This window comes from Microbispora sp. NPDC049633, assembly GCF_040675265.1.
GTDB lineage: Bacteria > Actinomycetota > Actinomycetes > Streptosporangiales > Streptosporangiaceae > Microbispora > Microbispora maris.
The window spans coordinates 28,723-41,438 of record NZ_JBFAOO010000027.1 but is presented as its reverse complement, the minus strand read 5'-3'; the positions used below and the strand labels follow the sequence as shown (position 1 = coordinate 41,438).

Here is a 12,716-nt window from a genome sequence, read left to right as displayed (position 1 = left end):
GTACGCGTCAGGCCGGGCGGTTGCGGCCGCCCATCTCGTACGGCGTGGTGATCCCCTCGTAGGCGAGGTGGAACTCCATCCCCTGAGCGGCGTGCGCCAGGTCGTGGCAGTGGGACATCCACATGCCGGGGTTGTCGGCCGTCAGGGCGACCTCCCAGACCTCGCCGGGAGCCACGTCGAAGGTGTCCATCGGCAGCCCGGTCGCGGGCACGCCGTTGCGGGACAGGATCCGCACGTGGTGGCCGTGCGGGTGCATGGGGTGGGTGTCCGTGCCCCGGTTCACCACCGTGATCCTGACGGTCTGACCCCGCCGTACGACGGGGGCCGGGATGTTCGGCCAGGCCTTGCCGTTCACCGTCTGCGCGAGCCTCGGCAGGCCGTCCGCCAAGGCGAGGGTCTTGTCCAGCACCCAGGTGATCTCCTGGTCGAACCGGGCCGGCGGGGCGGTGGCCGCGCCGTACCGGGTGATGTCCACGATGGCCCCGGCCGCAGCCGGGGGCGTCGCCGGCCCGTTGACGAGCAGGGCGGGGCGGTCCCCCGCCGTCAGCAGCACCGGGCCGGACGGCACCGTGAAGGTCAGGTCGTAGCGGCCGCCCGCGGCGAGGTGCAGGCGGGCGCCGTCCAGGTCGGTCGCCCCCGGCACGTCGCCGCCGTCCACCGCCGCGATCCGGTACGGCGCCCCGGCCAGCCCGAGGACCACGGGCCGCGTGTCGGTGTTCACCACGCGCAGCCGCGCCCGGGTCCCCGGCGGCAGCGCGAGACGGGCGAGCCCGTCGACCGGCGCGGCGCCGTCCACCGACAGCGTGGGCCGCGTGCCGAACGTGTGCAGCGCGAGGAGGTGGTCCTCGCTCTCCGGGAGCGGGACCGCGGGGTCGACGACCAGCAGGCCGAACAGCCCGCGCGGCACGGCGACGCTGGAGTCCTGGTGGCTGTGGTACCAGTACGTCCCGGCGTCCTCGGCGCGGAAGCGGTAGACGTGGGTCTGCCCGGGGGCCACGGCGTCCTGGGTGACGCCGGGCACCCCGTCCTCGCCGGACGGCACGTCGTACCCGTGCCAGTGGATCGTGACCGCCTGCCCGTCCGTCATCCGATTGCGCAGGACGACCTCCACCAGGTCGCCCTGCCGCACCCGCAGCACCGGCCCGGGCACCTGGCCGTCGAACGACCACGCGTCCACGGCGCCGGAGGCGAGCCGTACGGTGGCGGGCTGCGCGGTGAGCGTGAACCGGCGGACCCGCGGCCTCGCCCCGGCCGGCCCGCCCGCGGCCGAGGCCGCCGGGCCGCGCAGCAGGTCGACGGACAGGCCCGGGGCGGCCGCGCCGCCGTCGTGACCGGAGTGCGGGGCGCCACCCGGCCGGCCGCCTCCCACCGCCAAAGCGACGGCGAGGGCGAGCACGCCGGTCCCCGCGGTCTGCCAGCGGTGGTGCGGCGTGCGGACCGGGCCGAGCAGCCGCCATGACACGACAGCCGCCGCGGCGAACAGCGCGAGCACCGCCGCCGCCCCGCCGGCCGTGACCGGGTAGGAGACGACCACCCCGCAGGCGACCCCGGTCACCGCGCCGTACGCGGTGATCAGCAGGGGGAACGCGACGAGCCGGGGGGAGGGGACGGGGGCGTCGCCGGGCGGCACGCGCAGCAGCCGGGGCAGGCTGACGACGGCCGAGGCGAGCGCGGGAAGGACTACCAGGGGCAGGGCCAGGGTGACCTTCTCCGCCACGAACCACCAGCCCGCCCGGGCGAGACCGAGCGTGACGGCGACCCGGAGCGCGGTCACGACGATCGCCGCGGCGCACAGCGCCGCGGCGATCAGGAGGGTCCGCCGCCCGTCCGCGGCAGGCTGCCGCAGACCGGCCAGGGCGACCCCGGCGGTCGCGGCCCAGGCGGCCGCGACCAGGACGAACAGGATCTGATCGAGAGCGATCAGCCGTGCGGTGGTCACGCCGCGACGCGTTCCGCGGCCGGGGACGCGGCCGTGCCCTTCATCAGGGCGCGGGCCCGCTGGACCAGGATGACGGCGACGGCGAGGATGGCCACGCCGTCGAGGGCGTGGAAGCCGAGGACCACGAGACTGCCGGTCGTGGTCGAGTTCTCGGTCCACCCCGCGATCTCCGCCAGCGAGAAGATGACGAACAGCTGCACCGCGACCAGCACGAACGGCAGGATCGACAGGCCCACCAGCTTGCCGCCCGCACGGGCGATCAGGGCCACGACCGTCGTCAGCAACGACAGCAGCGGCATGATCATCGTGCCGTTCATGGCGTGGTAGCCGATGGCGGCGTTAGGGTCGCCCGGCGCCGGGTGCGGCGTCTCGAACGCGCCGAACGTGGAGAGGTAGAACTGGGCGAGCACGGCGACGAGCTGCAGAACGGCGAACCCGAAGAACACCTTGCGCATGTGGGGCCTCCTCAGTAGGAAGGGACGAGCCCCGGGGGTTCTGCGGGGCGGCGGCGAGAGCCGGAACGGTACGCCCGCAATGGTGGACCGTGCGGTGTCCCGGGCGCCCGGGACATCCGCCCCTGTCCACCGGGAAGTTCACCGCCCGGGAAGGCCCGCGCGTACGGCTCGCGCCCGCCTCGCGCGGGGAGGCGTGCGGACTCGTCAGCGGACCCAGGGCGGCACGAGCCGATCGCTCCCCCGGGGGGCGAGATCGCACGCGTCCGGGGCGGAGACGCCCCCGGGGTTGTAGACCTCGCATCCGGCCGGCGCGACCACGATGGCGCTGAAGCCCGACCCGGCGCCGGCGTGCACCTGACGGCCCACGCCGGCGGGCATGACGAGGGTGTCCCCGGCCTCGACGCCGAGGGTCTCGCCGTCGAGTTCCACGGTCGCCGCGCCGGTGAGGAGGGTCCACACCTGCTCGCCGTCGCAGGCGTGGTAGGGGCCGCTGTTTCCGGCCGGCATGTCCACGCGCCACACGGCCTGGGCGGCGCCTCCCTGGGTGGGCGAGGCGAGGGTGGTCATGACGCCGTTGGGCGTGGTGCTGACGCGGCTGTCGGCGGAACGGACGAGGGGCATGGGTGACTCCTTGCGAGAGGGCAGGGCGGGGAGAGAGGAGGAGGGACCGGGTTCAGGCGATCCACGGCGGCACGCCGTGCACGGTGCCGTCGGGCAGGATGGCCTTGGCCCCCGCGGGGGCCGTGACGACGGCGGTGAAGCCCCCCTCGGCGCCCGCGGTGACGCGGCGCGGGGTCGAGGGCGGCATGACCACGGTGTCGCCGGGCGCGACCGCGAACGTCTCGCCGCCGAGCTCGACCGTGGCGGCGCCGGAGAGGAACGTCCACACCTGCTCGGCGTCGAAGTCGTGCAGCGGCCCGCTCGTCGCGGGGGTCGCCTCGACGCGCCAGACGGCTCGGGTGGCGTCACCGAGAGTGGGGGAGGCGAGGGTGGTCATGACCCCGGCGGGGGTCTCGGATCTGCGGCATTGGGCATGACGGATGACAGGCATCGCCGGCGTCTCCTAAGATAGACAACGTCGTTGTCGTTAATAGTGAACCTGGTTGTCTATCTGTGTCAAACGACCCGCCCGGCTTCGAGCTGCCCCTGCGGCTCTTCCTGGGCTTCCGCGTCCTGATCGACGAACTGCACGCCGAGCTCGCCCGTCAGGGGCACCCGCACGCCCGTCCCATGCACGGGTTCGTCATGCAGGCGATCGGCGCCGAGGGCACCACCGCGGTGGACCTGGGCCGCACGCTGGGCGTCAGCAAACAGGCGGCGGGCAAGACCATCGAGACGCTGGAGCGCATCGGCTACGTGGAGCGCGCCCGCGACCCCCGCGACACGCGCCGCAAGATCGTACGGCTCACGCCGTCGGGTCTGGACATGCTGCTGCGCTCGGCCCGCATCTTCGACGACCTGCGGGCGCGCTGGGCCGCCGTCATCGGCGACGAGCGGCTCAGGGAGCTGGAGACCGACCTGCGGAAGGTCACGCCGCCCGACGTCTTCCGCCTCGACGTGCCCGGCTGGTTCGGCGCCTGACCGGCCGCCGATGCGGGATCAGGAGTGGGATCAGGCGCCGGATCAGGCGCGGCGGCCGGGCAGGGCGAGGGACGCGGCGGCGCCGAGCACGCACAGGCCGCAGGTGATCAGGAAGATCTCCGTGTACTCCGCGTGCAGCGCCGCCTGGACCTTCGCCGTGTAGTCCGCGAGCCTGCGGGCGTACTCGGCCGCGTCCACGCCGAACGGCAGCGGCGTGTCCAGGTGCGAGGTGAGCGACTGGAACCGGTGGAAGCCCCAGGCCGACAGCGCGGCCACGCCCAGCAGCATGCCCATCATCCTGGCCACCACGACCGCCGCCGACGCCACGCCGTGCTGCGCCGCCGGCACCAGGCGCAGCACCGCCGACGAGACCGGGGCGATCACCACCCCGAGGCCGAGGCCGGCCACCACGAGGTCGACGTCCATCCGCATCCCGGCCGAGGCCAGGTCGAGCGGCCATCGGGAGATCATCCAGTAGCCGGCGGCGGCCACCGCCATCCCCGCCACGGCCACCGGGCGCTCGCCGAACCGCCGCACCAGGATCCCGCCGAGGAAGGCGGCGACCGCCAGCGCGGCGAGGAAACGGGTGAGCACCAGGGCGCCGCCCACGGCGTCCCTGCCGAGCAGCGTCTGCGCGGCGAGCTGCACGTCGACCAGCGTGACCAGCAGCGCCGCCCCGGCCAGCAGGCTCACCGCCAGCGTGGCGAGCAGCGGCCGCCGGCGCACGCCCGTCAGGTCGAGCAGGCGGACCGGCGAGCGGATCTCCCACAGCACGAACAGCACCAGCGTGACCGCCCCCGCGACCACGCACGGCAGTCCCCACGGCGGCAGCACGGACGTGTCGGGGGAGGGGTTGTAGAGCCCGGCGACCAGCAGGCCGAGCGCCAGCGCGAGCAGGGCGCCGCCGCCCGCGTCCACCTTCCCGGCGCCCGCCTGCCCTGCGTCCACCTTCCCGGTGCCCGCCTCGCCGGACCGTCGGCCGTACGGCTCGCGCCCGGCGGGGACGGCCACGTGCACCGCCACGGCGGCCAGCAGCGTGAGCGGGAGGTTGACCCAGAAGATGCCGCGCCACCCGGCGAGCGCGGCCAGCCCGGCGCCGTACAACGGGCCGAGCACGCTGCCGAGCTCCTGCGCCGCGCCGACCGCGCCGAGCGCCACCGGCCGGGCGCGCTCGTCCCACAGGTCGCCGATGAGGGCCATGGTGATCGGCAGCAGCGCGCCGCCCGCGACGCCCTGGAGCGTACGGCCGGCGACCAGGGCGGGGACGCCTCCGGCGAGGGCGGTGACGAGGGAACCGGCGGCGAAGCCGGCCAGGCACGCGTGGATCAGCGCGCGCCTGCCGTACCGGTCGGACAGCCGGCCGAGCAGCGGCATCGCCGCGACGTAGCCGAGCAGGAACCCGGTCACGATCGGGGTCGCCCGCTCCAGGCGGTTCAGCGGCACGCCGACGTCGGCGGCCACGTCCACGAGCACGGTGACGACGACGTACGCGTCGAGCGCGGCGAGCAGCACGGCGGCCCCGCCGACGCCGAGCGCGAGACGCCGGTGCCGCGGGAAGGGCCCGGTGGTCCCGGTCGCGCCGGCGGCCTCGGTGGAGGGATCGGTGGCGCCGGTCACGACGCGGGCGGGGCGATGGTCACGGGGGCGTCGTAGTCACCCAGGGTAACGGCCACGGAGCCGCCGGTGAGCGGCAGGTCGAGCTTGAGCAGGCGGCCGGCGGCCTTGTCGATCCAGAGTGTGCCGGTGACGTTCTGCTGGACGCCGGGGACCAGCTTGGCCAGCGCCTGCTGCGTCAGCGTGGCCGTCACCCGGTAGGCGGCCGCGTCGCCGACCTTCTCCTCCGCCTGTGTCCGCGCGTCCTGAGCGGTGGCCAGCAGGCCGGGCACGCCGGTCAGCACGGCGGAGGGGTCGTAGAGCGCCATGAGCTGCTGCCGGGTCATCGTCTGGAAGCCGCCGGTGGGTCCCTTGAAGTAGACCTTGTCGCCGACGAGCACGAACTCGATCTCCTGCAGCCCCACGATCTCGATCTGCAGGGTGCCCTTGGCGTCGCCCTCCCTGGTGAGGCTGCCCTCGGCGTGCCGGACCGGCACGGCCGGCTTGTCCTTGGTCTCGATCGTGAAGGCGACCGTCTTGACCGTCCGCATGGCCTCGGCCGAGCGCTTCAGCAGCGCGGGGCCGTCCGGCAGGGCCGTCTCGCTCTTCGCGCTGCAGGCGGTCACGAGCAGCAGGCCGGCCACGACGAGCCCGAGGATTGTTCGCACAGCCGGATCGTAGCGAGCGGGCGGGGAGCGCACGCGCCCGCCGAGGGATTCGGTTTGGCGCCGCCCGCCGGGGGAAGTCGGGACCGGTGCTCAACCCGCGCCGTCCCGCCGCCTGCGGTGTCCTCTCACCGGGCGCCGCGGACCGCCTGGAGGTGGTCGATGATCGGGGCGTAGATCTGCTCCAGGGCGGACACCTGCTCGGGCGTCATCAGGTCGACGAAGTGCCGTCGGACGCTCGCGACGTGGTCCGGCGCCACCCGCTGGATCGTGTCCCAGCCGTGGTCGGTCAGCACGGCGAACGTGCCGCGCCGGTCGTCCTCGCAGTCCTGTCGGGTCACCAGACCGGCGGCCTCCATCCGGGAGATCTGGTGCGACAGCCGGCTGCGCGACTGGATGGTGGCGTCGGCCAGCTCGCTCATGCGCATGCGGCGGCCGGGACTCTCGGAGAGGTTCACGAGGATCTCGTAGTCGTTCAGCGACAGCCCGGTGCCCTGCAACTCGCGGTCGAGCTGGAGGAAGAGCAGGCGGTGGGCGGCCAGATGAGCCCGCCAGGCGCGTTGCTCCTGCGGGGTGAGCCATTGGGGGGCGTCCATGACGACCAGCATAAGATCAGTTGCACGGACGGAGCGGCATGCCTGACAGCGAGAACGGCGAGAGCGTCGGCACCGTCGTGGTCGCGGGTGCGGCCAACCTCGCCATCGCGCTGGCCAAGCTGGTGGCCGGCCTGATCAGTTCGTCCTCGGCGATGCTGTCGGAGGCCGCGCACTCGGCGGCCGACACGGCCACCGAGGTCGTGCTGTTCGCCGCGATCCGGCACGGCGAACGGCCCGCCGACGCCCGCCATCCGCTCGGCCACGGGCGGGCCGCCTATTTGTGGGCGATCGTCGCGGCATGCTTCACGCTCGTCGTGGGGGCGGGGTTCTCCCTGACGCACGGCTGGCACACGATCACCGAGGGGGAGAGCCTGGGCGACATCCGCGTGTCGTACCTCGTGCTCGCGGTGTCCTTCGCGATCGAGTCGGTCTCCCTGTGGCGGGCCCTGCACCAGCTGCGCGGCGAGGCCCGCCGCTGGCGGGTGAGCCCCGGGCGGCTGTTCAAGCGCACCTCCGACACCGTGCTCAAGGCCGTCGTGCTGGAGGACTCCGCCGCGCTGATCGGCATCGCGACCGCCGGCCTCGGCCTGCTGCTGTCGCAGCTCACCGGCTCGGCCGCGTGGGACGGCGTCGCGTCGATCGTCATCGGGCTGCTGCTGCTCGGCGTGGCGCTGACCCTGATCAGGACCAACGCCTCGCTGCTGATCGGCCAGGCCGCGCCACCGGGGCTGCAGGAGAAGATCCGCGGCGAGCTGGCCGCCCAGCCGGAGGTCGAGGCCGTCGTCGAACTGGTCACCGTCATGATGGGCCCCGGCCAGGTCATGGTCGCCGCCAAGGTGGACTTCCTCGACGAGACGTCCGGGAAGCGGCTCGAGCTCGCCTCCGACCAGGTGGAGCGCCGGCTCACCGAGCGGTTCCCGGAGATCAGGCAGGTCTTCCTCGACCCCACCCCGGGCCGGTCAGCCGCCAAGGAGGCGTAGCTTGGCGGGCTCGTCGGTGACCGCTGAGGCGATCACCGTGCCGGCCGTCCACTCGAGGAAGTGGCGGCCCCGCCACTCCAGCGCGATCGACGGCCCGTCGTCGAGCGGCAGGGCCGACAGGTCGGCCTCGCGCAGCCGGTCGAGACTGAGCTCGCCCCGCTTGACCAGCGCCTCCTTGCGCACCCACTGGCGGATCAGCCCGCGGTTGTCGTCGCCGACCAGCGTGGCCTCCGCGGGCGTCAGCGCGAGCGCCGCCAGCCTCTCGTCGGCCGGTCCGTCCGTGGCGTGCTCGGCGTCCACACCCACCCGCCCCAGCCCGGCCACCGCGCAGACGTAGCCCGAGGTGTGCGCCAGGCTGATCGACACCTCGGGGGCCTCGGCCAGCCAGGGCCGTCCGTGGGCCTGGCCGCAGCCCTCGCAACGCTGCACCACGGTCAGCATGCAGGCGCGGGTGCCGAGCAGCTCCGCCGCGCAGTGCCGTACGAGCAGGTGGGCGGCGACGAAGTCGAGGCGGTCCCGCTTGCGCGTGAACCGAGCGGCGCGCTCGCGCTCGGCCTCGCTCAAGGTGCCGGCGACCATGTCCAGCACGTCGTCGGTGTGGCCGGCCACGGCCAGTGGAGGGCGCACAAGGCAACTGTAGGGAAGCGATGTGACGATCAAGTGAACTGGGGCGCTCCGCCTGCGGCGGATCCGGTCCGGGCCGCGCGGCCCGGACCGGGGGCGTGCTCAGCCGGCCAGGGCGGCCATCCACGACTCGACCTCGTCCGGCCGGCGGGGCAGCGCGGCCGACATCAGCCGCGCGCCGTCGGCGGTGATGACGAGGTCGTCCTCGATGCGGACGCCGATCCCGCGCAGCTCCGGCGGCAGCGTCAGGTCGTCGGGCTGGAGGTAGAGCCCCGGCTCCACCGTCAGCACCTGGCCCTCCTCCAGCACGCCGTCCAGGTAGGCGTCCGCCCGCGCCCGGGCGCAGTCGTGCACGTCCAGGCCCAGCATGTGGCCGCTGCTGCACAGCGTGTAGCGCCGGTGCAGGCCCGCGTCCGCCTGAGCCCGCGTCAGCAGGCCCCACTCGCGCAGCCCGTCGGAGATCACCCGCATCGCGGTCTCGTGGAACTCGCGGAAGCGCGCCCCCGGCCGCAGCACCGCGATGGCGGCCGTCTGCGCCTCGTAGACCAGCTCGTACACCTGCCGCTGGACGGGGCTGAACCGGCCCGACAGCGGCAGCGTGCGGGTGACGTCGGCCGTGTAGAGGTTGTCGCCCTCGACCCCGGCGTCCAGCAGCAGCATCTCGGCGGGGTCGAGCCGCCCGTCGTTGCGGATCCAGTGCAGCACGCACGCGTGCGCCCCGGAGGCCACGATGGACTGGTAGCCCACGGCGTTGCCCTCCAGCCGGGAGCGCAGGCCGAAGACGCCCTCGACGTACCGCTCGCCGCGCGGGTGCGCGAGGGCCGCGGGCAGCGCGCGCACGACGTCCTCGAACCCGCGCGCGGTCGCGTCCACCGCCTGCTGCAGCTCCGCGATCTCCCACTCGTCCTTGACCAGCCGCAGCTCCGACAGGACCGTGGCCAGTTCGGCGTCGCGGTCGGCGTCGCGGTCGTCTCCCGCGGCGGACACGAGCGCGTCGACCGAGGCGTCCACCCCGCGCAGCACGCGGGCCGGTCCGCTCAGCGCCGCCGGCAGCGTGTCGATGTGCGCGCACTCGATCTGGTACGCCGACTCGGCCTCGGCGAGGTCGAAGCGGCGGCCCACCCAGAACTCGCCGTACCGCCGGTCGCGGTAGAACTCCTGCGATCCGGCGCGGGACGGGCGGGGATGGAGGAACAGCCGCGCGGCGCCCGACGGCTCGATCACCAGGACGTCGTCGGGCTGCTGGCCGCCGGTCAGGTACGCGAACGCGCTGTGCGTACGGAACCGGTGGTCGTCGTCGTTGCTGCGGGCCCGCAGCGTGCCCGAGGGGATGACGAGCCGCTCGCCGGGCAGCCGTTCGGCGAGCCGCGCCCGCCGCTTGGCCGCGTACGCGGCGACCGGCAGCGGGGCCACGTCCTCGTGGCCGTCGGCCCAGCCGCCGCGCATGAACTCCGCGAGCGCGTCTGAGATCGGGAGGTCGTGGCTCCCGGTGTTGAGCTTCTCGGCCATCCAGTGCCCCCAGGGTGCGGTGATATTTCGCCATCGTAGGGGTGGGGACTCTTGACGAGGTAGGACGGCCGCTGTTGCCTGGGGAAACAGGATTGGCCGCTCCGGCCGGCCGGCGGGAGCGGAAGTGGGGACATGTCCCCCGGATGCCCCTGAGAGGCGGTGCCGATGCTCATCGGGACGATCTTGCAGAGTAAGGGAACAGGCGTGGCGACCGTTCCTCCGCACGCCACGGTGTCCGAGCTCCTCGCCCGGCTGGCCGAGCTGAACATCGGCGCGGTCGTGGTCTCGGAGGACGGCCTGTCCATCGCGGGCATCGTGTCGGAACGCGACGTCGTGCGGCGGCTCAACGAGCACGGCGCGGCGCTGCTCACCATGCCCGTCTCATCGATCATGACCGCGGAGGTGCGCACCTGCGGCCCCGACGCCAACGTCGAGGACCTGCGCCGCACCATGACCAATCACAGGATCAGGCACGTGCCGGTGGTCCGCGACGGCAAACTGGCCGGCATCGTCAGCATCGGCGACGTCGTCAAGACCTCCATCCAGGAGCTGGAGAGCGAGAAGGAGGCTCTGGTCGGCTACATCAACGGCTGAGGAGGGCGCCGGCGTGGGGCGCGGTCGGCGCCTCGCCCCGCGCCCCGGCCCTCTGCGCCCAGCGCCCCGGTACTCTGCGCCCCGCGCTTCACGGCGAGCGGCGATTTAGACTCGCTGGCGTGAAGCTGAAGCTGGACCTCCACGACATCTACAACAAGGGCAGCGAGATCGACAAGGCGCTGCACGGCATCATCCAGGAGGCCGTACGCAAGAAGGCGACCCAGGTGGAGATCATTCCGGGCAAGGGGTCCGGCCAGCTCAAGAAGAAGGTGCTGCGCTTCCTCGAGCAGAAGGAGATCAAGGCGCTCTACCACCGGATCGACAAGGACGCCAAGAACCACGGCCGCCTGTTCGTCTACTTCCAGTGGAAGTAAGGGCGCCGCGCGCCTACCAGGACAAACTTCATCTCGATCTTCCCGCGGGCACAATCAAAGCACTCGACCCGGTTCGCTTCTGAGAAGAACGCGTCCACCGTCTTGCGCGTCCGACCCGCTGCGTTCGGCATCAGGTGGGTGGACCGAGGTGTTCAGCGACCGTGCGAATGTCGACCGACACCGAGTCACGCCGACGCCGCGGTGTCTCGCAGCTCTCGGGGACCATGAGGCCGCAGCCGCCCTGCCACCGGCTCAGCCCGGATCAGAACCGAGCTGACGCGCTTGGACAGGCGACTTGAGTGCCGGCAGAAGGTGTCGGCAGCAACCGAGTTCGACAGCCTCGTTGCTCACCAGGCAAGGTGCAGGCATGACGGACGTTGAGAAGACGAGACGACCAGTCCGGAAGCCGAGTGAGCTGCACGATGTCTACGAGTTCCTGGAGGAGGTACGGCTCCGGCCGGGCATGTGGGTCCGCCGCAGTTCCCTCCAGCATCTGGATTCCATGCTGGTCGGCTACAGGCTCGCTGCGGAAATCCATGGCATCGATGAGCCCTTCGACTTCTTCAACGGTGGCCCGTTCGCGGAGTGGCTCTGGAAACGGCTGGACATGCCGTATGGCAGCGCCTTGGGCTGGGCGGTGGAAATCGAGCGAGCGGCGGAGAAGTCCAATACGCCGCCGATGGAGATGTTCTTCGCCCTCCTCGACGAATTCCGCGCCGAACACACTCGGCCCCAAGGTCCTGTGTCAGGGCTCAGGACCCGTCCGACAGATCCTGTTCAGGAGGCGGGGTGACACTCCGGCTGAATGATCTATCGTTCGTCTGCGGCTGAGATTACGGCCGGCCGCCGCCGCTCTCCAGATGAGGATGACCGTGACGGACGACGAGGTGGAGTCGCTCACCGCTGCATGGCGAACGCGGTGGGGTGGAAGCCCGATCGCCTATGAACTGCGCGACCGGCACGCCGACCGCTGGGTCCGCTTCCACAGTCTTCCCGAGTCCAAGCGGTACGCCGAGACCGAAGACGAGTACGAGATCATCCTGGATCGCCATCACCGGGTGCTCACAGAACTCGGCTCCGAGGAGGGCCTCTATGTGATCGCCGGATACTTCGAAGACGCGCAGGGAGGCATCTCACCCGATCCACGTCATCCGGGCGCTGTCCCGTGGCTGACGATCGAGCCTGACGACTGTTCGTTCTTCGTGATCCCGCTGCGGCTCTATGTCAGCACGACCTCGCATGACCGGCGGATTCTGGATCCGCTGCTGCGGGGCGTGGCCGATGACGAGATCAGTTACGCGATCATCGCTCCGTTGGATCTCCGATGGCTCTACCACCCCTACGACGGTGGAGCCGACGTCATCGCCCCCACCGCCTATGAGCGTGACGTCCTGAAGGACCGCCACGCGGACTGGCTGTCTGCGCACCCCGCCGGGCTGTAGAGGCGCGCTGCGGTCGCGTTCCAACAGCAAGGCGGGTGGATACGCGTCGGAGCCTGTTCCATCTCTGTTCCGCCAGAGCGTGGAAGATCTCCGAATCTGCTGACAACTGCTGGAACCTGTAAGCCCAGCTCACGGTCGGTTTGATCAGCCCATCACACGCGAGCAGATTGAGCAGATTCGAGATCTCTTCGACCGGGGCGACGACGAGTGGATGGAAGCCGGCTGCTACCCAGTCGGTACCGAAACATGGCCCCAGGTAAGTGCAACCCTGGGTTACGGGCCGCAAGCCCCAGGGCTCAGCTACTTCATTGAAGCTCGCGCGGTCTGAGGAAGCCCGGAATGCCGACGCCGCCAGTTCCGTCCG

At 72.3% G+C, this 12,716-nt stretch carries 15 protein-coding genes; 6 read left to right on the top strand and 9 right to left on the bottom strand.

Annotated features, from left to right (window positions below):
• Positions 1-7: 7 nt before the first annotated feature.
• From AB0J39_RS10145 to AB0J39_RS10130, 4 genes are all read right to left on the bottom strand, one after another.
• Entirely contained in the window at positions 8-1,939 is a 1,932-nt protein-coding gene (locus AB0J39_RS10145) for a multicopper oxidase family protein (protein WP_363463067.1), read from the bottom strand.
• The gene (locus AB0J39_RS10140; RefSeq protein WP_363463066.1) at positions 1,936-2,394 is read right to left on the bottom strand and encodes a DUF6220 domain-containing protein; all 459 of its coding nucleotides are present in this window, start codon (positions 2,392-2,394) and stop codon (positions 1,936-1,938) included. Before AB0J39_RS10140 ends, AB0J39_RS10145 begins: the two co-directional genes overlap by 4 nt.
• A 204-nt stretch (positions 2,395-2,598) precedes the next feature.
• A complete protein-coding gene (locus AB0J39_RS10135; protein ID WP_363463065.1) occupies positions 2,599-3,015 on the bottom strand; it encodes a cupin domain-containing protein in 417 nt (138 codons plus the stop codon).
• A 52-nt stretch (positions 3,016-3,067) separates the two neighbouring features.
• Complete coding sequence (locus tag AB0J39_RS10130; protein WP_363463064.1) at positions 3,068-3,445, bottom strand: cupin domain-containing protein; 378 nt, start codon at positions 3,443-3,445, stop codon at positions 3,068-3,070.
• Positions 3,446-3,507: 62 nt separating this feature from the next.
• On the opposite strand from AB0J39_RS10130, the gene AB0J39_RS10125 reads away from it, so the two are divergent.
• A complete protein-coding gene (locus AB0J39_RS10125; protein WP_363463063.1) occupies positions 3,508-3,975 on the top strand; it encodes a MarR family winged helix-turn-helix transcriptional regulator in 468 nt (155 codons plus the stop codon).
• Between the two features lie 42 nt (positions 3,976-4,017).
• Here AB0J39_RS10125 and AB0J39_RS10120 read toward each other — a convergent pair whose 3' ends face one another.
• The 3 genes from AB0J39_RS10120 to AB0J39_RS10110 form a co-directional block, all read right to left on the bottom strand.
• Complete coding sequence (locus AB0J39_RS10120; protein ID WP_363463062.1) at positions 4,018-5,592, bottom strand: MFS transporter; 1,575 nt, start codon at positions 5,590-5,592, stop codon at positions 4,018-4,020.
• Complete coding sequence (locus AB0J39_RS10115; protein WP_363463061.1) at positions 5,589-6,236, bottom strand: LppX_LprAFG lipoprotein; 648 nt, start codon at positions 6,234-6,236, stop codon at positions 5,589-5,591. The genes AB0J39_RS10120 and AB0J39_RS10115 overlap by 4 nt, the downstream gene beginning before the upstream one ends.
• A gap of 125 nt (positions 6,237-6,361) precedes the next feature.
• Complete coding sequence (locus AB0J39_RS10110) at positions 6,362-6,829, bottom strand: MarR family transcriptional regulator (protein WP_363463060.1); 468 nt, start codon at positions 6,827-6,829, stop codon at positions 6,362-6,364.
• Positions 6,830-6,867: 38 nt separating this feature from the next.
• Between AB0J39_RS10110 and AB0J39_RS10105 the strand changes: the two genes are divergently transcribed.
• Positions 6,868-7,809, top strand: coding sequence for a cation diffusion facilitator family transporter (locus AB0J39_RS10105; RefSeq protein ID WP_363463059.1), 942 nt, complete (start codon positions 6,868-6,870; stop codon positions 7,807-7,809).
• On the opposite strand, the gene AB0J39_RS10100 is transcribed toward AB0J39_RS10105, so the two are convergent.
• Both AB0J39_RS10100 and AB0J39_RS10095 read right to left on the bottom strand, forming a co-directional pair.
• Positions 7,789-8,436 (bottom strand): 4'-phosphopantetheinyl transferase superfamily protein, encoded by a 648-nt coding sequence (locus AB0J39_RS10100; RefSeq protein WP_363463058.1) that lies wholly within the window; start codon positions 8,434-8,436, stop codon positions 7,789-7,791. The genes AB0J39_RS10105 and AB0J39_RS10100 overlap by 21 nt on opposite strands.
• Positions 8,437-8,535: 99 nt before the next feature.
• A complete protein-coding gene (locus tag AB0J39_RS10095; RefSeq protein WP_363463057.1) occupies positions 8,536-9,942 on the bottom strand; it encodes an aminopeptidase P family protein in 1,407 nt (468 codons plus the stop codon).
• Positions 9,943-10,107: 165 nt separating this feature from the next.
• On the opposite strand from AB0J39_RS10095, the gene AB0J39_RS10090 reads away from it, so the two are divergent.
• From AB0J39_RS10090 to AB0J39_RS10075, 4 genes are all read left to right on the top strand, one after another.
• Positions 10,108-10,536, top strand: coding sequence for a CBS domain-containing protein (locus AB0J39_RS10090; RefSeq protein WP_363463056.1), 429 nt, complete (start codon positions 10,108-10,110; stop codon positions 10,534-10,536).
• 119 nt (positions 10,537-10,655) lie between these two features.
• Entirely contained in the window at positions 10,656-10,910 is a 255-nt protein-coding gene (locus AB0J39_RS10085) for a Smr/MutS family protein (RefSeq protein WP_346227803.1), read from the top strand.
• Between the two features lie 367 nt (positions 10,911-11,277).
• Positions 11,278-11,703 (top strand): hypothetical protein, encoded by a 426-nt coding sequence (locus AB0J39_RS10080; protein ID WP_363463055.1) that lies wholly within the window; start codon positions 11,278-11,280, stop codon positions 11,701-11,703.
• A gap of 79 nt (positions 11,704-11,782) precedes the next feature.
• Positions 11,783-12,352, top strand: coding sequence for a hypothetical protein (locus AB0J39_RS10075; RefSeq protein WP_363463054.1), 570 nt, complete (start codon positions 11,783-11,785; stop codon positions 12,350-12,352).
• The last annotated feature ends 364 nt before the right edge of the window (positions 12,353-12,716 follow it).